We start from the raw sequence: 18,998 nt of genomic DNA on the forward strand, positions 1-18,998 counted from the left end.
GCATGGCCGCCTACGACTACATCCATGACGGCACGGCGATCTATGAGCGCTCCTTCGCCATTATCCGCGCCGAGGCTGATCTTTCGCGCTTCTCCGAGGCCGAGGCCGATGTCGCTATCCGCATGATCCATGCCTGCGGCCAGGTCGAAGCCGCCAGGCACTTTGTGTTCTCCACCGATTTCGTTGCCGCTGCTCGCACCGCTTTGGCGGCCGGCGCGCCGATTTTCTGCGACGCGGAAATGGTCTCGCATGGCGTCACCCGCGCCAGGCTGCCGGCCGGCAACGAGGTGATCTGCACCTTGCGCGACCCGCGCACGCACGACATTGCCAAGGAAATCGGCAACACCCGTTCGGCCGCCGCGATCGATTTGTGGGGCGAGCGCATGGCGGGCTCGGTGGTTGCCATCGGCAATGCACCGACCGCGCTGTTCTATCTATTGGAAAAACTGCGCGATGGCGCGCCGAAGCCTGCGGCCATCATCGGCATGCCGGTCGGCTTCGTCGGTGCTGCCGAATCGAAGGACGCGCTGGCCGAGAATTCCTACGGCGTTCCCTATGCCATCGTGCGTGGCCGTCTCGGCGGCAGCGCCATGACCGCCGCAGCGCTCAATTCATTGGCGAGGCCGGGCCTGTGAACGCGCTTCCCAAAGGCCGTCTCGTCGGCGTCGGCACCGGCCCCGGCGACCCCGAACTGCTGACCCTGAAAGCCGCGCGGGCCTTGGCGGAAGCCGATGTCGTGGCCTATTTCGCCAAGCGCGGCAACAACAGCAATGCGCGCGCCATCGTCGAAGCGCAGTTCCGGCCTGAAATGACGGAATTGCCGCTGCTCTATCCCGTCACCACCGAAATCGACAAGGACCACGACGACTACCGCTCGCAGATCACGGCTTTCTACGAGGAGTCCGCCGAGAAGGTCGCCGAGCACCTTCAGGCAGGCAGGATGGTTGCGGTGCTGTCCGAGGGCGACCCGCTTTTCTACGGCTCCTACATGCATCTGCATGTGCGCCTCGCCCATCGCTTCCCGACCGAAGTTATTCCCGGCGTCACCGCCATGTCCGGCTGCTGGTCGCAGACTGGTGTTCCGATCGTCCAGGGCGACGATGTGCTGACGGTGCTGCCCGGCACGATGAGCGAGTTCGAGCTGACGCGCCGGCTGGCTGACACCGATGCCGCCGTCATCATGAAGGTCGGCCGTAACCTGCCAAAGATCAGGCGGGCGCTGGAGGCTACGGCCAAGCTGTCGCGCGCCGTCTATGTCGAGCGCGGCACCATGGCCGGCAGCGTGTCGATGAAGCTGGCCGACAAGCCGGACGACAAGGCGCCCTATTTCGCCATCGTGCTGGTCGCCGGCTGGTCCGGCCGCCCCGGCGCCGTGGGAGCGCAGGCATGAGCGGCCGTCTCACTGTCATCGGCCTTGGGCCCGGCAATGCCGATCAAGTCACTCCGGAAGCCAGCCGCGCCGTCGCCGAGGCGAAATTCTTTTACGGCTACAAACCGTATCTCGACCGGCTGGAATTGCGCCCGGAACAGACCCGCGTCGCTTCCGACAATCGCGAGGAACTCGCCCGCTCCAAGGACGCACTGATCAAAGCCGCCGAGGGCCACGACGTCGCGGTGGTTTCCGGTGGCGATCCCGGCGTGTTCGCCATGGCGGCGGCCGTCTGCGAGGCGATCGAGGCCGGCCCGGCCGAATGGCGCGCGGTCGATGTCGCTGTGGTGCCCGGCATCACCGCCATGCTGGCGGTCGCCGCCCGCATCGGCGCGCCGCTCGGCCATGATTTCTGCGCCATCTCGCTGTCCGACAATCTGAAGCCATGGGAGCTGATCGAACTGCGCCTGCTGGCGGCAGCCGGCGCCGGCTTCGTCATCGCGCTCTATAACCCGATCAGCAAGGCGCGCCCCTGGCAGCTCGGCCGCGCCTTCGAGTGCCTCACCGCGATCCTGCCCGGCACCACACCGGTGATTTTCGGCCGCGCCGCCGGCCGCCCGGATGAGCGCATCGAGGTCTACCTGCTGGCCGATGTCGAGGCTGAAAAAGCCGATATGGCGACCTGCATCATCATCGGCTCACCGGAAACCAGGATCATCAAGCGCGCGGAGAAGCCGGCGCTGGTCTACACACCGCGCTCGTCCACGGGGCGGACAAAATGATCGACCATCATGGTCAGCGCTTCAACGCTTTCAGCCGCTGGAACATCCGGCAAGACTGGCCGTTGGATCATGACCACCTCGAGGCCAAGCGCCCGCGCCGCGGCGATCTTGCCATAAGTCGCTTCGCCGCCGCTGTTCTTGGACACGACGACATCTATGCGTTGCTTTTCGAGCAGCGCGCGTTCCTCCGCCTCACGAAACGGGCCACGGGCCAGAAGATAGCTCGCATCCGGCACGGCAAGCTTGGGCTCGATCGCGTCGACGCTGCGGACGAGATAATGATGCTGGGGCGCAGCTTCGAAAGCAGCGACCTCTTGCCGGCCCAGCGCCAGGAAAACACGGCGCGGCGCCAGTCCAAGCGCTCGCGCGGCATCGCCGAATGTAATGACCTCAGTCCAGCGGTCGCCTTCGACAGGCTCCCAGCCGGGGCGTCGCAGCGCAAGGATCGGCACACCGGCCACGCGGGCGGCTTGCGCCGCATTGGCGGAGATCTGCGCCGCATAGGGGTGCGTCGCGTCGATCAGCAGGTCGATAGGCTCTTTCCGCAAATAATCGGCCAATCCATCGGCACCGCCAAAGCCCCCCGTTCGCACCGGCACGCCTTGCGCGACGGGGCTTTCAGTGCGGCCAGCCAGCGACAGCGTGACCGAGGCGCGCGCCGCCAGTTTTCCGGCCAGTTGCCGGGCTTCGGTGGTGCCGCCGAGGATCAGAATACGGTGGGTCATCATGCCTGCTGAAGGTCCGCGCGGTGCCAAGCTCACCCCAAAATGGCTCACAATCGTCGGCATCGGCGAGGACGGTTTAGCGGGTCTCGGCGACGAGGCCAAGCAGCGGATTGCCGAGGCGGAGATCATCTTCGGCGGCAAGCGGCACCTGGCGCTGGTCGCTTCCTTCGCCAAGGGCGAGGCGCGCGCCTGGCCGGTTCCTTTCGATGCCGAGATGGCTGACGTGCTGGCGCTTGCCGACAGGCGCGTCTGCGTGCTCGCTTCGGGCGATCCGTTCTTCCACGGCGTCGGTGCCACCCTCGCGCGCAAGGTCAAGCCACAGGAGATGCATGTCATCCCCGCGCCGTCGGCCGTTTCGCTGGCGGCCGCGCGCCTTGGCTGGGCGCTGCAGGACATCGAGACCGTCTCGCTGCACGGCCGGCCGCTCGACCTGATCCGGCCGCTGCTGCAGCCACGCGCGCGCATTTTGGCACTGACGTCGGATAGCGATGCGCCGGCGGCAATAGCGCGCCTGCTCACCGAACTCGACTTCGGCGCATCGCGGCTGACGATCCTGGAGGCGTTGGGTGGGCCAAGCGAGGACCACCGCACGATCCGCGCCGATGCCTTCGATCTCGAAAACATCAATCCACTCAACGTTCTGGCGATCGAAGTTGAATCCGGTCCGGACGCGCGCGTCCTGCCGCTCACATCAGGCCTTGCCGATCATCTGTTCGACCATGACGGCCAGATCACCAAGCGCGAAGTCCGCGCCATCACACTGTCGGCGCTGGCGCCGCGGCGCGGCGAATTGCTGTGGGACATCGGCGCCGGTTCCGGTTCCATCGGCATCGAATGGATGCTGGCCCACCCTTCCATGCGCACCATTGCCATCGAGGCCGATCCGATCCGCGCCGCCCGCATTGGCCGCAACGCGGCCGTCTGCGGCGTTCCCGGCCTTGTCGTGGTGGAAGGCAGCGCGCCCAGGGCACTTGCCAGGCTGGACACGCCGGACGCGATCTTCATCGGCGGCGGCGGCAGCGATGCCGGCGTGCTGAATGCTGCCATCAAGGCGCTGCGCCCGGGCGGCCGTCTCGTGGCAAATGCGGTGACGCTGGAGATGGAAGCCTTGCTCCTCGCCCAGCATACCAAGCTCGGCGGCGATCTCACCCGCATCGCCATCTCTCGCGCATCGCCGGTCGGCGCGATGCAGGCCTGGCGGCCGGCCATGCCAGTGACCCAATGGAGCTGGGTCAAGCCATGATGGTCGCGGGCATCGGCAGCCGAAAAGGCGTGAGCGTCGAAGACGTGCTTGCCGCGATCGAAACCGCGCTGGAGACTCATGGCCTGACGATGACGGCGCTTTCGGCACTGGCGACTGCCGAGTTCAAGAAGGATGAAGAAGCGATCGCCGCCGCTGGCCGCGTGCTGAGTCTTCCGGTCATCGTCGTCGATGACGCCACGCTTCAGGCCGCCTCGTCGGACACGCTCAGCCATTCCGACCTCTCGCAGGATGTTGCCGGAACCCCATCGGTTTCCGAGGCATCCGCCCTTGCCGTCGTCGGCAAAGGCGCCAGACTGCTTGGCCCGCGCACGGTGCTCGGCCCGGTCACCTGCGCCATCGCCATCAGTGGAGATGCGCCATGACCGTCCATTTCATCGGCGCCGGTCCCGGTGCCGCCGACCTCATCACGCTGCGCGGCGCGAGGCTGCTGGCAAGCTGCCCGGTCTGCCTGCATGCCGGCTCGATCGTCGCGCCCGAATTGCTGCAGCACTGCGCGCCGGGAACAAAGCTGATCGACACCGCGCCGATGTCGCTCGACGAGATCGAGGCCGAGTATGTCGCGGCCCACAAATCGGGCCATGATGTCGCCCGCCTGCATTCCGGCGACCTGTCGGTGTGGAGCGCCGTCGCCGAGCAGATCCGCCGGCTGGAAAAGCATGGCATTCCCTACACGCTGACGCCGGGCGTCCCCTCCTTCGCCGCTGCCGCCGCCGCATTGCGCCGCGAACTGACCATTCCTGAAGTCGCGCAAAGCCTGGTGCTGACCCGCATCTCCGGACGCGCATCAAAAATGCCGCCCGGCGAAACGCTGGCCGGCTTCGGCCGCACCGGCGCCACGCTGGCCATTCATCTGGCCATCCACGCCATCGACCGCGTCGTCGCCGAACTGACGCCGCACTATGGCGGCGATTGCCCAGTGGCGATCGTCTTCCGCGCCTCCTGGCCGGACGAGCGCGTGCTGACCGGCACGCTGGCGACCATTGAGGCGCTGTTGGCCGCCGATCCGATGGAGCGCACGGCGATCATCTTCGTCGGCCGCTCGCTGGCGGCGCAAGGTTTTGGCGAGAGTTCATTATACGACGCCCACTATCAGCGGCGTTTTCGCGGACGGGACGGATTGTGAGCGGCAGCACCAAAAACACCGGCGAAAACGCCACGCTCGAAAAAGCCTTGTCCCGGCTGAATTTCAAGCCGCGCCGGCTGGAATCGGGTCACGTCTGGCTGGCCGGCGCCGGCCCCGGCGACTCCGGCTGCCTGACGCTCGAAGTGTTGGCGGCGCTGGCCGACGCGGATGCACTGGTCTACGACGCGCTGGTCTCATCGGATGTCGTCGCCGTTGCCGAAAATGCCGAGCTTTTCTTTGCTGGCAAGCGCGGCGGCAAACCGTCGATGAAACAGGATGACATCACCGCCCTTTTGGTGCGGCTGGCGCGCGACGGCCGCCGCGTCGTCAGGCTGAAGGGCGGCGATCCCTATATTTTCGGCCGCGGCGGCGAAGAAGCCCTGGCGCTGGCGCATGAAAACATCCCGTTCCGCGTGCTGCCAGGCCTGACCTCGGGCCTCAGCGCTCTGGCCGCGACCGGCATCCCGGCCACCATGCGCGGCATCAACAAGGCGGTGATCCTGGCCACCGGCCACGCCGCCGGCACCGATGACGATCTCGATTGGGCGGCAATCGCCCGCACCGGCCAGCCTGTCGTCGTCTATATGGGCATGGCCAACCTGCCTTTGATCGCGGCGGCACTGCTCGACGGCGGGCTGGCGCCGTCGACACCGGCGGCAGTGATCGTCGCGGCGACCACGCCGCAGGAACGAACCGTCGTCGCCACGCTCGCCACCATTGCCGAGGAAGCCGCGGCCGCCGGTCTTGCCTCGCCGGCGCTGATCGTCGTTGGCGGCATCGTTGCCATGCGCGCGGCACTGGCGGGACAAGCATGACGGCCCGCGCCATCATCGTCGGCGCGCCGCGCTCCGGCTCCGGCAAGACCAGCGTCACCATCGGCATTTTACGCGCGCTCACCCGGCGTGGGTTGAAGGTGCGAGGCGCCAAATCCGGCCCCGATTATATCGACCCCGGCTTCCACACCGCCGCCACGGGACTGTCGGGCGTCAATCTGGACAGCTGGGCGATGCCGCCATCGCTGCTCAACGCACTCGCCGCGCAAGCCGCCGACGTCACCGATTTCGTCATCCTCGAAAGCGCCATGGGCCTGTTCGACGGCATTCCGGCCTCGCCGGGGCGCACCGGGTCAGCCGCAGACTTGGCTCGGCTCTACGGCCTGCCGGTATTGCTGGTGCTCGACGTCTCCGGCCAGTCGACCACCGCGGCCGCCGTCGCCAAGGGCTTTGCCACCTACGATCCGGATGTACGCATGGCCGGTGTAGTGCTCAACCGGTTGGGCAGCGAGCGGCACCGCCGGCTGTCGGGCGACGCCATCGAGGCGATCGGCCTGCCGGTCGTCGGCGCCATCCTGCGCGATCCCACGCTGAACCTGCCCGAACGCCATCTCGGCCTCGTCCAGGCCGGCGAATATGACGACCTGATGGCGCATCTCGACCGGCTGGCCGACATGGCGGAGAAATCGCTCGACCTCGATGCGATCATGGCCCTGGCGACACCCCTCACCCCGGCGTCTGGCGGCTTCACCGACGCACTGGCGCCGCCCGGCCAGCGGATCGCGTTGGCCGAGGATGCCGCCTTCACCTTCCTCTATCCGCATGTCGCCGCCTACTGGCGCAAGGCGGGTGCCGAAATCGTCCCGTTCTCGCCGCTCGCCGATGAAGCGCCCGACGAGGCTTGCGATGTCTGCTGGCTGCCGGGCGGCTATCCCGAGCTTCACGCCGGCAAGCTCGCCGCCGCCGCGAATTTCCGCGCCGGGATGGCGCGTTTTGCCACGACAAAGCCCATCCATGGCGAGTGCGGTGGCTTCATGGTGCTGGGCGAAGCGCTGGAGGACGCATCGGGCGACACGCATGCGATGCTCGGCCTGCTCGGCCATTCCACCAGCTTCGCCAAACGCAAGATGAATCTCGGCTACCGCGAGGCGCGGTTGCGCGCCGACTGCCCGCTGGGCTCACAAGGTGCGCTGATCCGCGGCCACGAATTCCACTATGCGCAGATGACCTCTACCGGCAATGACGACCCCTTGGCCGACCTTGCCGACGGTCTGGGCAATCCGATCGGCGCCTCGGGCTACCGGCGCGGCCATGTCAGCGGCACCTTCTTCCATGCGATTGCGAGGGGCTAGAGCATGAAGTTCAGGAATCTGGCCCTTTCACCGCGGCAGGTCGTCGACGACATCGCGCTATGCCTGGTCTTCTTCACCCGTCTGCCGCTACCCGTCTTCGATTTTCGCGGCCGCAGCCTTGCCGCCGCAATCTGGGCAGCCCCCATCGCCGGACTTGTCGTCGGCCTGATCGGCGCTATCGTCTTTGCCACGGCCGAACGGTTTGGCCTGGCCATGGGGCCAGCGGCGGCCCTTGCTCTCGTGGCAACCGTGCTCACCACCGGCTGCCTGCATGAGGACGGGCTATCCGACGTCGCCGACGGCTTTGGCGGCGGCAAATCACGCGGCCGCAAACTTGAGATCATGCGCGACAGCCGCATCGGCGCCTATGGTGCCATGGCGCTGGGCCTGTCGCTGCTGATCCGCTGGAGCGCGCTGTCGGAGTTCGTCGATCCCACTCAGGCCCTCTTCGCCCTCATAGCCGCACATGCGGCCTCGCGCGGCCTGCTTGGCGCCTTCATGCATCTCTTGCCTCCAGCGCGCGTCGACGGCCTCTCGGCCGATGCCGGCACCGTCTCGCAGGAAACCGCCGTGGCCGGCGCCGTGCTCGGCGCGATCCCGCTGCTCCTGCTTGGACTGGGCGGAGCCATCTTCGCGCTGATCCTGCTTGGCCTGCTGTTTGCCGCTTTCCGCGCCCTTTGCCTCAACCAGATCGATGGCCAGACCGGCGACACGATCGGGGCCTTGCAGCAAGCGAGCGAGATCGCGGTGCTGCTCGTCGCTTCCATAGCGCTTTCCTGATCCCTTGGCCTGATTCTCTTGGCCTGATTCCTTTTCGGAGACTTTGCCCCCATGCCCTTCAAATCCCTTAGTGAATTGCGCGCCGCCTGCCTCGACCTGACGGCCGGCAGCGATGCCGCGGCCAATGCGGTCGCCCGCCGCCAGGATACGCTGACCAAGCCGCAAGGCAGCCTTGGCCGGCTGGAGACGATCGCTGCCTGGCTGGCGCGCTGGCAGGGCCGCGACATGCCGAAACTCGACCGCGTAAAAGTCTTCGTCTTCGTCGGCAACCACGGCGTCACCGCCCAAGGCGTGTCAGCCTATCCCTCGGAAGTCACCGTGCAGATGGTGGCGAACTTCGCCGGCGGCGGTGCCGCCATCAACCAGCTTGCCCGCATGGCCGGCGCCGAACTCGACGTCATCCCGCTCGATCTCGACCATCCGACCGGCGACTTCACACAAGGGCCGGCAATGGACGAAGCGGCCTTTCTGGCGGCGGTCTCGGCCGGCTATGATGCGGTGACGAAGGATCTCGACCTGATCTGCTTCGGCGAAATGGGCATCGGCAACACAACGCCGGCGGCTGCCATCTCAGCAGCCCTGTTCGGCGGCGGCGCGGAAAAATGGACCGGGCGCGGCACCGGTGTCGACGACGCCGGCCTCAAGCGCAAGGTGGTTGCCATCGAGGCCGGCCTGAAGCGCCATGCCGCCGCCCTTGCCGATCCCCTTGCTATCGCTGCCGCACTCGGCGGCCGCGAACTCGCCGCCATCTTCGGCGCGACGCTGGCGGCCCGCCATCTCGGCGTACCCGTGCTGCTCGACGGCTTCGTCTGCACCGCCGCCGCGGCCCCGCTGGCAAAGCTGCACCCGACCGGCCTCGCCCACACCATCGCTGCGCACGTTTCGGCTGAGTCAGGTCATCGCGGCCTGCTCGAAGCGCTCGGCCTGCCGCCCCTGCTCGATCTCGGCATGCGGCTCGGCGAAGGTTCTGGCGCTTGCCTGGCCGTCAACATCGTCCGCTCGGCGCTGGAGTGCCATGTAAGGATGGCGAGTTTTGCAGAGGCTGGCGTTTCGGAGAAGTAGTTATTCATTCCCCGTGTCGGGCCGACAAAGATGCCGTTGTCACGACAAAGGACGCATCTTCCCGTAACGGCGATTCTCAAATAGATTTTGCAGATGAAGAAATTTCATCCTGCCGCGGCTGCGGTGTTTATCGCCGGGGCGGTCGCTGTTGTGTTCCGTCACAGCAGCTATTCAAGTCATGGCCCGATCGACACCGGCATTTTCGTTGTCTTCCTGGTCTTCTTCTGGTGGCTCATCAGCGATTTCTCCGGGGGAAAAGACGGAATTGGCGCCAGCGATGCTGCAGCCGGGGAAAAGAGCCATGCTTTTCGATTCGGCCGGTTTCTGAGCCGCATTTTCCAACGCGACTGAATCGCCACGAGATCCGGATAGCGCGGTAAAGAATCACAGTCAGACAGCCTGCCCGAGACGCGCCAAACGCGTCTCGCTTTCAGGGTCTTTCCACCAACTCTTCTAGGAATTTGGTGGGTGCGCACAGGATTGAACTGTGGACCCGCTGATTAAGAGTCAGCTGCTCTACCAACTGAGCTACGCACCCACTCGGCCGGCAAAAACCGGCGTTGGCGGGCATATAGCCGCCACCACCGGTCCTGTCCAGCCCTGCCGGAATCATTTCCCGACAAATCGACCGAGCATGCGTTCGATCAGATGAACAGCTTGCCCTCCGCCACCTTGATCGCGTTGCCGCCAATGCGCGCCGAGGCCAGTTTTCCGCCTTGCACGGTCAGTTCGAGGCGGATGCGCGAAGGCCGGCCCATCTCCAGCCCCTGCTCGATCCACAGCTGCGAAATGCCGTCGGTCGGCGCGTCGAAATGCATGATGGCGCCGGCAAAGGCCGCTGCCGCCGAGCCGGTTGCCGGATCCTCATAGGAAGGCGTGCCGGGCACGATCATGCGCACATGGAAGGCGCTTTCGTGGTTCACCGTCTCGCGGCAGTAGACATAGGGGCTGGCGAAGGCCCACTCGCTCTTGCGCGGCGCCAGTTCCGACCAGGCCTGGTTGTCCAGCCTGATCCGGCCCGCCGCTTCGAGATTGGCAACCGGGATGGTGACGTAGGGCACACCCGCCGACCAGAACGCGACGCGGTGATTCTCGAAGCCGATCTCGTGCGGCGTCAACCCAAGGGCGGCACCGATCGCCTCCGGATGGGCCTCGAGCTTCAGCGGCTCCGGCAGCTTGGCCAGGTCGAACTCGGCAAAAGTGTTGCCGTCATGCTTGCTGACGGCGCACCGCACCGGGCCGATGTTTTCCTCCAGCACGAAGATGCCGGCGCCGCCCTCCTCAGCCAGTTCGGCCAGCGCGATCGCGGCGCCAACGGTCGGATGGCCGGCGAACGGCATTTCATAGTCGGGGGTGAAGATGCGGATGCGGTTTTTGTGCTTGGGATTGTCCGGCGGCAGCACGAAAACCGATTCCGACAGATTGAACTCACGCGCGATGGCCTGCATCGCCGCCGTGTCCAATCCCTTGCTGTCCAGCACGACGGCCAAGGGATTGCCGGCCAGTCGCTCGGTCGTAAACACATCGTAGAGCAAGTAATTCCGTGTTTTCATTCCTGCCTCAATCCCAACATGGGCGAAATTTAATTTGATATTTGAACCAGTAAGCCTGATCTGTGCACAGATAGGGACATTGCGCATTATAGGGGTCCAGCGTGGACCAGATTGTCAATCTGCCAAAGACGGAATCGGATTCCGCCATCGAGACGGCGCTCGGGCTCGACACGACGGGTCGGCGCAATTCGCGCCGGCGCGGCTGGATCTATGCGCTGCTGGCGCTGATCGTGGTCGTCGCCGGGCTTGGCGTCTATCAGTGGTATGCCGGCTCGCCGGCCAGGATCGACTACACCACCGTGCCTGCCGCCAAGGCCGACCTCACCGTCGCGGTATCGGCAACCGGCACGCTGCAGCCCCTGACCCAGGTCGACATTTCAAGCGAACTGTCCGGCATCATCCGCTCGGTCTCGGCCGAGGAGAACCAGCAGGTCAAGAAGGGTGACGTGCTGGCGACCCTCGACACGGTGAAACTCGAAGTCCAGATCGAGCGCGCCGAAGCTTCGGCCAAGGCCGCCGCCGCCAATGTCGAGGACGCCACGGTTACGCTGGCCGAAAACGAGAAGGCGCTTGTACGCGCCGCGGAACTGACCAGGCGCGGCATGGCGACCGACCAGTCGCTTGAAGCAGCAACCGCCACGCGCGACCGTTCCAAGGCAGCGCTGGACAGCGCGCAGGCCAACCTCGCCATCGCCCAGGCCGACCTCAAGGCGCAGCAGACCGACCTTGCCAAGAGCACCATCTATGCGCCGATCGACGGCATCGTGCTGACGCGCTCGGTCGATCCCGGCCAGACGGTCGCCTCTTCGCTGCAGGCGCCGGTGCTGTTCATCATCGCCGCCGATCTCAGGAACATGGAACTGGTGGCGGCCGTCGACGAGGCCGACATCGGCGCGGTCAAGTCAGGCCAGCATGCCCGCTTCACCGTGGATGCGTTCCCCGAGCGGCCGTTCGATGCCGAGATCCGCGACATCTCCTATGCCTCGGTCACCACCGACGGCGTCGTCACCTACAATGCGCGGCTCGAGGTCGACAACAACGAGCTGTTGCTGCGGCCCGGCATGACCGCCACCGTTTCGGTCGTCACAAAACAGGCCAAGGGCGTGCTCACCGTACCCGCCACCGCCTTCCGCTATCGCCCGGCGCAGCAGGCCGCCCGCGGCTGGAGCCTGAGCGACCTGTTCACCGGCCGCATGGGGCGCCCCGGCGGCAATCGCCAGCGCCAGGCCGCCACAGTCCCCACCGACGGCTCGCGCACGCTCTACGTGCTGGAGAACGGGCGTCCGCACCCGGTCAATGTCAAGATCGGCTCCACCGACGGCGAACTGACCGAGATCATCTCTGGCCTGGACGAAGGCGCTCAAATCATCACCGCGTCGCAGCAGCGGAGCTGATGCCGTGGCTGCGGGCGCGACCCTCATCACCTTCGACAAGGTCTGGAAGAGCTACGGCCAGGGCGAGGCCAAGGTGCATGCGCTGGCCGGCGTCGACCTTGCCATCCGGCGTGGCGAATTCGTCGCCATCATGGGTCCGTCCGGCTCCGGCAAGTCGACGGCGATGAACATCATCGGCTGCCTCGACACGCCGACGGCCGGAACCTATTCCTTCATGGGCATCGACGCCGGCCGGCTCGACCGCAACCGCCGCGCCATGCTGCGCAACCTTTATGTCGGCTTCGTCTTCCAGGGCTACAATCTGCTGGCCCGCACCACGGCAGCCGAAAATGTCGAACTGCCGCTGATCTATCGCGGTGTTGCCGCGCGCGAGCGCCGAGACCTTGCCATGCAGGCGCTGGCGGAGGTCGGCCTTGTCGGCCGCGAGCACCACACGCCGGCCGAGCTGTCCGGCGGCCAGCAGCAGCGCGTGGCGATCGCGCGCGCCATCGTCACCCGCCCGACACTCCTCGTCGCCGACGAGCCGACCGGCAATCTCGACACCGCCCGCACGCACGAGATCATGGAGCTTCTCACCCGGCTCAACACCGAGCTTGGCCTGACCATCGCCATGGTCACGCATGAGGCCGACGTCGCCGACTATGCCGAACGCACCATCCGCTTCCTCGACGGCCATGTCGCTTCGGATTCCAGGAAGCTGGAGATCGCACAGCCATGATCTGGGAAACCGTCCGCCTCTCGCTGCGCTCGATCCGCCGCAATGTGCTGCGCTCGTTCCTGACGCTGCTCGGCATCGTCATCGGCGTTGCCGCCGTCATCGCCATGCTGACCATCGGCTCGGGCACCACAGCAAAGGTCAAGGCCGACATCTCCAAGCTCGGCAGCAATCTGCTGGTCGTCCGCTCCGGCCGCCCGGCCGGCCCCGGCGGACCGGGCGGGCTCGACCAGGTGGTGCGTCCGCTGGCCGAGAAGGACCTGGCGGCGCTGGTGGCGCATCTCAGCGGCGCGCGCGCGATTTCGCCTGCCTCCCAAAAGCAGGTGCGTGTCATCTTCGGCACCGAGAGCCTGACCTCGGGCGTCACCGGCACCGACAGCGCCTATCTCGATGCGCGCGACTGGAAGCTGGTGTCGGGCCGCCCGTTCAGCGATTCCGAAACCCGCTCGGGCACAGGCGTGTGCCTGATCGGCGAGACCGTGCGCCAGCAGTTCTTCGGCGCCGGCGATCCCGAGGGCGAGATCATCCGCGTCAACCGCACCTCCTGCAAGATCATCGGCCTGCTCGAGCCCAAGGGCTATACCGGCTTCGGCCAGGACCAGGACAATGTCGTGCTGATGCCGCTGCATGCCTATCAGCGCCGCATCGCCGGCAACCGCGACATCGACAACATCTACATCGCCGCCGACGACCGCACGCCGACCAGCGAGTTGCAGCCGCGCGTCGAGGACATCTTGCGAGACGCGCGCCGCATCACGCCCGACCGCGAGAGCGATTTCGCCATCCGCGACATGACCCAGATCGCCGACGCCATGGCCAGCGCCACAACCACCATGACCGGCATGCTGGGCGCGGTGGCCGGCGTCAGCCTTTTGGTCGGCGGCATCGGCATCATGAACATCATGCTGGTGTCGGTCACCGAACGCACCCGCGAGATCGGCATCAGGCTGGCCATCGGCGCGCATGAAAAGCACATCCTCATCCAGTTCCTGGTCGAGGCCACGGTGCTGTCGCTGCTCGGCGGCATTATCGGCATCCTGATCGGGCTGGCGCTGGCCGGCCTCGCCGCGGTGACGCTGACCATCCCGTTCGCGCCGAGCCCGGCGGTGATCCTGCTCGCCGTCGGCTTTTCCGCCCTGATCGGCATGGTGTTCGGCTTCTTCCCTGCGCTGCGCGGCGCCAGGCTCGACCCGATCGACGCGCTGCGGCACGAGTAGGATGGCGGCCTCGGTCGCATCCGGCACTCTGTCCGGATTTGCACAACCTTTGCTTGTTCGTCCCGCGCCGGCACTGTCATTGCGAGGTTCGCGATGGTAGGGCAATTCACCTTGGGCGGAGGAATGGCGGATGAGCAAGAAGGCGCGACTGGTCCTGGCGATGGTGATCATCGAGGCAGGTCTTGCAGGCATCTGGTGGTATCTCGCCCGCTTCGGCATGGCCAATCCCGATCGCGTCACCGCTGACTTCCAGGCAGTCGTCGGCCAGACCATGGGAATGGCGATGGGCGGCTTGCTCGGCATCGGCTTTATCCTGTTCCTCGTCGCCGCACGCAACGATCGCAACGCGGCACAGAATAAGACGCGCCCTTAATTCCCGTTTGCGAAATGCCACTCGATCAGCGGCTTCATGTGCGGTGACAGCCCGACCGGCAGGTCGGCGGCATGGCGGATGATCACCGGTCCCTCGATCTCCGGCTCGGTCTCGGTGGCGACGAAGGCTGAGATGCGCCTGGCGATCTCGTCGGCAGGCGCCGCCGCGTGGTAGCGGCGAAAGATCACCGTGCCGCTGCTGGTCGACATGGCATGGTAGCGCTTGCCGCGTTCCGCACCTGACAGGTCGAGCCCGGTTTCCTCGCGCACCTCACGGATCATGTTGAAATCGACGTCGACCAGCCCATCGCGAAAATCGATCGGCTCGAACGAGCCGGCGGCGAAATAGACGCGGCCGGCGTTGACTGTGTGAGGACCCATGCGGATCGCCACCAGCGCATTGTCGCCGGCCACCAGCATGGCATGGGCATAGGCATGCTCGGCGCCCGAATTCTCGCGCCGTTTCCGCCACAGCATGAACGTCGAGTAATTGACCGCATGGCAGCGGCCGATGAGACGGCTGTCGCGGTAGGCAAGTTGCGACAGCAGCACCACCATGCCGTCGAACAGCGCCGGATTGGCGGCGATTTCGTGCTGCCAGTTCTCGGCGATCGCCTCTGCATTGTCCCTTGCGAAAGGGTGCGGACCGGGATCGAGCCGGACGTCGATGTCGTCGACCGGCAGGATGACGTTGCGCGGGAGGTCGAAACTCATGCGTCAGGTCATGTCCAGCGTGATCGCCACTGGGCAATGGTCCGATGCCTTCGGCCGGTCCCAGCCGGCGCGCGGAAACCGCTCGACCTCCTGCCCCGGCGGAAAGATGGTGCGCCAGGGCTGGCCGTTGCGGATGATGTCGGGAACGGCCGTTGCGTTGCTGGCGGCAAGCCCCTTCGACAACAGGATGTAGTCGAGCTGGCACAGATGCCGCTCTTCGGGTCCTCGCGTGTGGTAGAAGCTCCAGCGGTTCATCTCCGGCCGCCTCTCGACGACATTTTCGCAAAAGCCGCCTGCCGTCAGCACGTTGATGCAGGACAGGGCTTCGTCGACCACCTCGAAGCGATAGCCGTCGATCGCATCGCCGGCCACCTTCACGCGCTGGCGATAATCATTCATGTCGCCGCAGATCGCCCAGCTCTTGTCGGCGGCATAGTCCTTGCCGAAGCGCTCCTCGATGATGCGGCGCACGGCCTGCGCTTCGGCGATGCGCACCGGCATCGTCGCCTCGCGCCCGTCGAGCCCGTTGCGCGGCGAGCCCATCGACTTGAAATGCACGAGATAGAGCGTCAGCGGCACGCCGCCCACGGTGATGTCGATCTCCAGGCAGTCGCGCCGGAAAATGCGCTCATTGGCCTGATTGCCCAGTGCCTCGAGTTCCGGCGTGTGCAGCCCGAACTGCTCGTAGGTGACATAGGCGTGGCTGGTCATGCGCACGAATTCGATCGGCTGGCCCTGCGCGGTTTCGTTGCGCATCATCACGGCCACGTCGATGCCGCGCGAATCATTGCCCGATGTGGTGTATTTCTGCCGGTAGCCCTGCCCCACCATTTTGAACAAATAGCCGTATTCGAACGCCTTTAACGCCTCGATATTGTCGACTTCCTGCATGCAGATGATGTCGGCGCGGGTGGCAGCGATCGCCAGCGCCGTCAGTTGGCGCGTGTCGTCGGACTGGGCGATGGCGCGGGCCTGCTCCAGGATCCTGTATTCCGCCTCGCTCTGGATATCGAACAGCGCCAGCGTTCGATCCTCGTTGAGCTGGTTGCGATAGCCGGAAAAATCGAACCTGTTCATCAGGTTCTCGACATTGAAGGTGGCAAGGCGCAGCGACATGCCATGACCTTTGCCCGCAAGTGCTTCGGAAAACAAGCGCGCAAGACCACCATCTGAGATCGATTGGTCCTGGGTGCGTTCGCGTCATGGTTGACGGAACCTTTCCGTTCATCCGCCGTTCAGATGCAAACATCCATTGTTGCCCCATTCCTCGGGTGGGCGCGGGGCCTGTAACTCTTGGAGAGTGCAATGAATTCGCTCTTTTCTTCCGCGGTCAAATCGGGGCTGATAGCCCTCGGTATCCTTTCCGGCGTCACGGCACCGTCCGCCGCCGGACCGATCATGCAGCCGGATCTGTCGATACCCACCAGCACGGCGGCGCCGAATGTCACGCCTGTCCGCGACAGCTGGGCGGGCGGCAACAACCGTCAGTTCAACAATGATTGGAGATGGCGCCGGTCGGGCAACTGGAACGGCGGCCGTCGACACTGGCAGGGCGGCGGCGGTCACTGGAATGGCGGAGACAACTGGCGTTGGCGCCATGGTCGCCATCACTATCGCGGCGGCCGTTATTACGATGATGGCGCGAGTGCCGCGATCCTTGGCCTTGGCCTGGGGCTCGGCCTCGGCAGCATGTACAACAATTACGACTACTACGATCGGCCGGCGCCGCGCCGCTACTACCGCGCGGGACGGCTTTCGAGCGCCCATGTCCAATGGTGCTACAACCGCTACCGGTCGTACCGGGCCTACGACAACACCTTCCAGCCCTACAACGGCCCGCGCCAGCAGTGCTACTCACCCTATTGAGCTGACCTGTAGCTGAGCTGACCGACAGAATGAAAAACGGCGCCACTTGGCGCCGTTTTTGTTCATGGAAGCCGCTGTTTTCGAGCGCTTGTGGATTTCGCTCAGTTCTTGGCCTTGTCGACCAGCTTGTTCTTGGAAATCCAGGGCATCATCGCGCGCAGCTTGGCGCCGACTTCCTCGATCTGGTGGCTGTCATTGTTGCGGCGGATGCCCTTGAAGCGGGACATGCCGGCGCGGTATTCCTGCATCCACTCCGAGGTGAATTTTCCCGTCTGGATGTCCTTCAGCACGCGCTTCATCTCGGCCTTGGTCTCGGCGGTGATGATGCGCGGGCCCGAGACATATTCGCCCCATTCGGCGGTGTTCGAGATCGAGTAGTTCATGTTGGCGATGCCGCCTTCATAGATCAGGTCGACGATCAGCTTGACCTCGTGCAGGCACTCGAAATAGGCCATCTCAGGCGCGTAGCCGGCTTCCACCAGCGTCTCGAAGCCGGCACGGATCAGTTCGACCAGACCGCCGCACAGCACGACCTGCTCGCCGAACAGATCGGTCTCGCATTCCTCGCGGAAATTGGTCTCGATGATGCCCGAACGGCCGCCGCCGACGCCGCAGGCGTAGGACAGGGCCAGGTCGAGCGCATTGCCCGAGGCGTCCTGGTTGACGGCGACCAGGCACGGCACGCCGCCGCCCTTCTGGTATTCGCCGCGCACCGTGTGGCCGGGACCCTTCGGCGCGATCATGACGACGTCGACCGTCGACTTCGGCTCGATCAGGCCGAAATGCACGTTGAGGCCGTGCGCGAAGGCGATAGCGGCGCCGTCACGGATGTTCGGCGCGATCTCGTTCTTGTAGATGTCGGCCTGCAGTTCGTCCGGCGTTGCCATCATCATCAGGTCGGCCCATTTGGCGGCGTCCGCCACGCTCATCACCTTGAGCCCGTCGGCCTCGACTTTGTTGGCGGTCGCCGAGCCGGCCTTGAGACCGATGGCGATTTCCTTGGCGCCGGAATCCTTGAGGTTGAGCGCATGCGCCCTGCCTTGGCTGCCATAGCCGATGATGGCGACCTTCTTGCCCTTGATCAGATTGAGATCGGCATCACGATCGTAATAGACGCGCATTTTGTCTTCCTTCCCGTTTTACAAATCAGAGGGCCTTGCGGCCGGTTGTTGCTCCATGAAGAGCGAGAAACTGCTGCGTCGCGCGCGCGGCATCGCCGCCGATCGCCGCCTCAGTCAATTCCAGCCGGTCGCCGAGCAGCAGACGGATCTGCACGTCGCGGGCGACCAGCCCGAAAAAGGTGCGGAACGCCGTCTCGGCATCCGCGAAGTCCAAAAGCCCGGTCCGTCGGCCGGCCTCAAGCACCGGCTTCAGCCGTTTGGCCAATGCGAAGCGGCCGTTCTCCAGCACGACGGCGCCGAGATTGTCCTTACCGGAACCGGCATGGCTGACCGCCACCCGATTGAGCGCGATCGACGTGTCGCTGGAAATCACCTTGAGCCAATCCGAGGCGAAGCGCTCGAGGCTCGCGGTCAGCGAGGCAAGATCGAGCCCCTTGCCGTCAACCGGCGCCACCCGCACTTTGGAGGCCTGCCATTGCACCGTCGCCGTCAGCAGCCCGTCGCGGTCGCCGAACCATTTGTAGAGCGTTTCCTTGGAGCAGCTGGCGCGGCGCGCCACGGCGGTCATGGTCAGATGATCGCCCTCTTCGACCAGCAGCCGCAACGCTGCGTCGAGCACGGCCTTCTGCCGCTCTGTCAGCGCTTCGCTGGTGTCGATCTCGGGCACGCTGTGCAACACGCTCTTCTCTCGAAAGGTCGGGCCACCGGTCATTCCGATATGCCGTACCGTACGTTACGGTTCGGCATATTGCGCAATCCAAGGCCGCGCGCAAGAGGGCGGGCGCAAAATATCTGCCAAGTGATGCGTTGCCGCGC

Annotated in this window: 22 protein-coding genes and 1 tRNA gene; 16 read left to right on the plus strand and 7 right to left on the minus strand. The window is 65.5% G+C overall.

Annotated features, from left to right (window positions below):
- Positions 1 to 2 precede the first annotated feature (2 nt).
- Genes AC0L3E_RS13270 through AC0L3E_RS13280 form a run of 3 tightly spaced genes read left to right on the plus strand, consistent with a single transcriptional unit; the run spans position 3 to position 2,151 of the window.
- Positions 3 to 635, plus strand: coding sequence for a precorrin-8X methylmutase (locus AC0L3E_RS13270; RefSeq protein WP_128310113.1), 633 nt, complete (start codon positions 3 to 5; stop codon positions 633 to 635).
- The gene (locus AC0L3E_RS13275; protein ID WP_127328962.1) at positions 632 to 1,390 is read left to right on the plus strand and encodes a precorrin-2 C(20)-methyltransferase; all 759 of its coding nucleotides are present in this window, start codon (positions 632 to 634) and stop codon (positions 1,388 to 1,390) included. The genes AC0L3E_RS13270 and AC0L3E_RS13275 overlap by 4 nt, the downstream gene beginning before the upstream one ends.
- Positions 1,387 to 2,151: a precorrin-3B C(17)-methyltransferase gene (locus AC0L3E_RS13280; protein WP_127271898.1), complete on the plus strand. Its 765-nt coding sequence runs from the start codon at positions 1,387 to 1,389 to the stop codon at positions 2,149 to 2,151. Before AC0L3E_RS13275 ends, AC0L3E_RS13280 begins: the two co-directional genes overlap by 4 nt.
- Here AC0L3E_RS13280 and AC0L3E_RS13285 read toward each other — a convergent pair.
- Complete coding sequence (locus tag AC0L3E_RS13285; protein ID WP_473604924.1) at positions 2,115 to 2,876, minus strand: cobalt-precorrin-6A reductase; 762 nt, start codon at positions 2,874 to 2,876, stop codon at positions 2,115 to 2,117. The two genes, AC0L3E_RS13280 and AC0L3E_RS13285, sit on opposite strands and share 37 nt — an antisense overlap.
- A 1-nt stretch (position 2,877) precedes the next feature.
- Here AC0L3E_RS13285 and cbiE point away from each other — a divergent pair, with 1 nt between their 5' ends.
- The 8 genes from cbiE to AC0L3E_RS13325 all read left to right on the plus strand — a co-directional run bounded on the left by cbiE (position 2,878) and on the right by AC0L3E_RS13325 (position 9,581).
- A complete protein-coding gene (cbiE, locus tag AC0L3E_RS13290) occupies positions 2,878 to 4,119 on the plus strand; it encodes a precorrin-6y C5,15-methyltransferase (decarboxylating) subunit CbiE (protein ID WP_473604926.1) in 1,242 nt (413 codons plus the stop codon).
- Positions 4,116 to 4,502 (plus strand): cobalamin biosynthesis protein, encoded by a 387-nt coding sequence (locus AC0L3E_RS13295; RefSeq protein ID WP_256747683.1) that lies wholly within the window; start codon positions 4,116 to 4,118, stop codon positions 4,500 to 4,502. The genes cbiE and AC0L3E_RS13295 overlap by 4 nt, the downstream gene beginning before the upstream one ends.
- Positions 4,499 to 5,263, plus strand: coding sequence for a precorrin-4 C(11)-methyltransferase (gene cobM, locus AC0L3E_RS13300; RefSeq protein ID WP_292458469.1), 765 nt, complete (start codon positions 4,499 to 4,501; stop codon positions 5,261 to 5,263). Before AC0L3E_RS13295 ends, cobM begins: the two co-directional genes overlap by 4 nt.
- On the plus strand, positions 5,260 to 6,078 hold the full coding sequence (gene cobA / locus AC0L3E_RS13305) for a uroporphyrinogen-III C-methyltransferase (protein WP_473604927.1): 819 nt from the start codon (positions 5,260 to 5,262) through the stop codon (positions 6,076 to 6,078). Before cobM ends, cobA begins: the two co-directional genes overlap by 4 nt.
- Positions 6,075 to 7,388, plus strand: a complete 1,314-nt coding sequence (locus AC0L3E_RS13310; protein ID WP_473604928.1) for a cobyrinate a,c-diamide synthase — start codon at positions 6,075 to 6,077, stop codon at positions 7,386 to 7,388. The genes cobA and AC0L3E_RS13310 overlap by 4 nt, the downstream gene beginning before the upstream one ends.
- A gap of 3 nt (positions 7,389 to 7,391) precedes the next feature.
- Positions 7,392 to 8,168 (plus strand): adenosylcobinamide-GDP ribazoletransferase, encoded by a 777-nt coding sequence (gene cobS / locus AC0L3E_RS13315; RefSeq protein ID WP_473604929.1) that lies wholly within the window; start codon positions 7,392 to 7,394, stop codon positions 8,166 to 8,168.
- Between the two features lie 51 nt (positions 8,169 to 8,219).
- Positions 8,220 to 9,230: a nicotinate-nucleotide--dimethylbenzimidazole phosphoribosyltransferase gene (gene cobT, locus AC0L3E_RS13320; protein WP_473604931.1), complete on the plus strand. Its 1,011-nt coding sequence runs from the start codon at positions 8,220 to 8,222 to the stop codon at positions 9,228 to 9,230.
- A gap of 93 nt (positions 9,231 to 9,323) precedes the next feature.
- Complete coding sequence (locus AC0L3E_RS13325) at positions 9,324 to 9,581, plus strand: hypothetical protein (protein ID WP_128309714.1); 258 nt, start codon at positions 9,324 to 9,326, stop codon at positions 9,579 to 9,581.
- A gap of 111 nt (positions 9,582 to 9,692) precedes the next feature.
- Here the strand turns inward: AC0L3E_RS13325 and AC0L3E_RS13330 are convergent.
- Positions 9,693 to 9,768 (minus strand) — tRNA-Lys (locus AC0L3E_RS13330).
- 106 nt (positions 9,769 to 9,874) lie between these two features.
- Positions 9,875 to 10,783, minus strand: a complete 909-nt coding sequence (locus tag AC0L3E_RS13335) for a PhzF family phenazine biosynthesis protein (protein ID WP_127409114.1) — start codon at positions 10,781 to 10,783, stop codon at positions 9,875 to 9,877.
- Positions 10,784 to 10,884: 101 nt separating this feature from the next.
- Here AC0L3E_RS13335 and AC0L3E_RS13340 point away from each other — a divergent pair, with 101 nt between their 5' ends.
- The 4 genes from AC0L3E_RS13340 to AC0L3E_RS13355 all read left to right on the plus strand — a co-directional run bounded on the left by AC0L3E_RS13340 (position 10,885) and on the right by AC0L3E_RS13355 (position 14,482).
- A complete protein-coding gene (locus AC0L3E_RS13340; protein ID WP_128309716.1) occupies positions 10,885 to 12,177 on the plus strand; it encodes an efflux RND transporter periplasmic adaptor subunit in 1,293 nt (430 codons plus the stop codon).
- 4 nt (positions 12,178 to 12,181) lie between these two features.
- The gene (locus tag AC0L3E_RS13345) at positions 12,182 to 12,895 is read left to right on the plus strand and encodes an ABC transporter ATP-binding protein (protein WP_027034834.1); all 714 of its coding nucleotides are present in this window, start codon (positions 12,182 to 12,184) and stop codon (positions 12,893 to 12,895) included.
- Positions 12,892 to 14,109, plus strand: coding sequence for an ABC transporter permease (locus tag AC0L3E_RS13350; RefSeq protein ID WP_023812410.1), 1,218 nt, complete (start codon positions 12,892 to 12,894; stop codon positions 14,107 to 14,109). Before AC0L3E_RS13345 ends, AC0L3E_RS13350 begins: the two co-directional genes overlap by 4 nt.
- A gap of 130 nt (positions 14,110 to 14,239) precedes the next feature.
- Positions 14,240 to 14,482, plus strand: coding sequence for a hypothetical protein (locus tag AC0L3E_RS13355; RefSeq protein ID WP_128289849.1), 243 nt, complete (start codon positions 14,240 to 14,242; stop codon positions 14,480 to 14,482).
- On the opposite strand, the gene AC0L3E_RS13360 is transcribed toward AC0L3E_RS13355, so the two are convergent.
- Both AC0L3E_RS13360 and AC0L3E_RS13365 read right to left on the minus strand, forming a co-directional pair.
- Complete coding sequence (locus AC0L3E_RS13360) at positions 14,479 to 15,195, minus strand: hypothetical protein (protein WP_473604932.1); 717 nt, start codon at positions 15,193 to 15,195, stop codon at positions 14,479 to 14,481. The two genes, AC0L3E_RS13355 and AC0L3E_RS13360, sit on opposite strands and share 4 nt — an antisense overlap.
- A gap of 3 nt (positions 15,196 to 15,198) precedes the next feature.
- Positions 15,199 to 16,311, minus strand: a complete 1,113-nt coding sequence (locus AC0L3E_RS13365) for an endonuclease/exonuclease/phosphatase family protein (protein WP_127270700.1) — start codon at positions 16,309 to 16,311, stop codon at positions 15,199 to 15,201.
- A 189-nt stretch (positions 16,312 to 16,500) separates the two neighbouring features.
- On the opposite strand from AC0L3E_RS13365, the gene AC0L3E_RS13370 reads away from it, so the two are divergent.
- Entirely contained in the window at positions 16,501 to 17,061 is a 561-nt protein-coding gene (locus AC0L3E_RS13370; RefSeq protein ID WP_473604933.1) for a BA14K family protein, read from the plus strand.
- Between the two features lie 101 nt (positions 17,062 to 17,162).
- On the opposite strand, the gene ilvC is transcribed toward AC0L3E_RS13370, so the two are convergent.
- Together ilvC and AC0L3E_RS13380 are read right to left on the minus strand one after the other, a co-directional pair.
- Entirely contained in the window at positions 17,163 to 18,182 is a 1,020-nt protein-coding gene (gene ilvC, locus AC0L3E_RS13375; RefSeq protein ID WP_127322642.1) for a ketol-acid reductoisomerase, read from the minus strand.
- Positions 18,183 to 18,207: 25 nt separating this feature from the next.
- Positions 18,208 to 18,894 carry a TetR/AcrR family transcriptional regulator gene (locus AC0L3E_RS13380; RefSeq protein ID WP_473604934.1) on the minus strand — a complete coding sequence of 229 codons (687 nt, stop codon included), beginning with the start codon at positions 18,892 to 18,894 and terminating at the stop codon, positions 18,208 to 18,210.
- Between the last annotated feature and the right edge of the window lie 104 nt (positions 18,895 to 18,998).

This window comes from Mesorhizobium sp. WSM4822 (assembly GCF_055811155.1).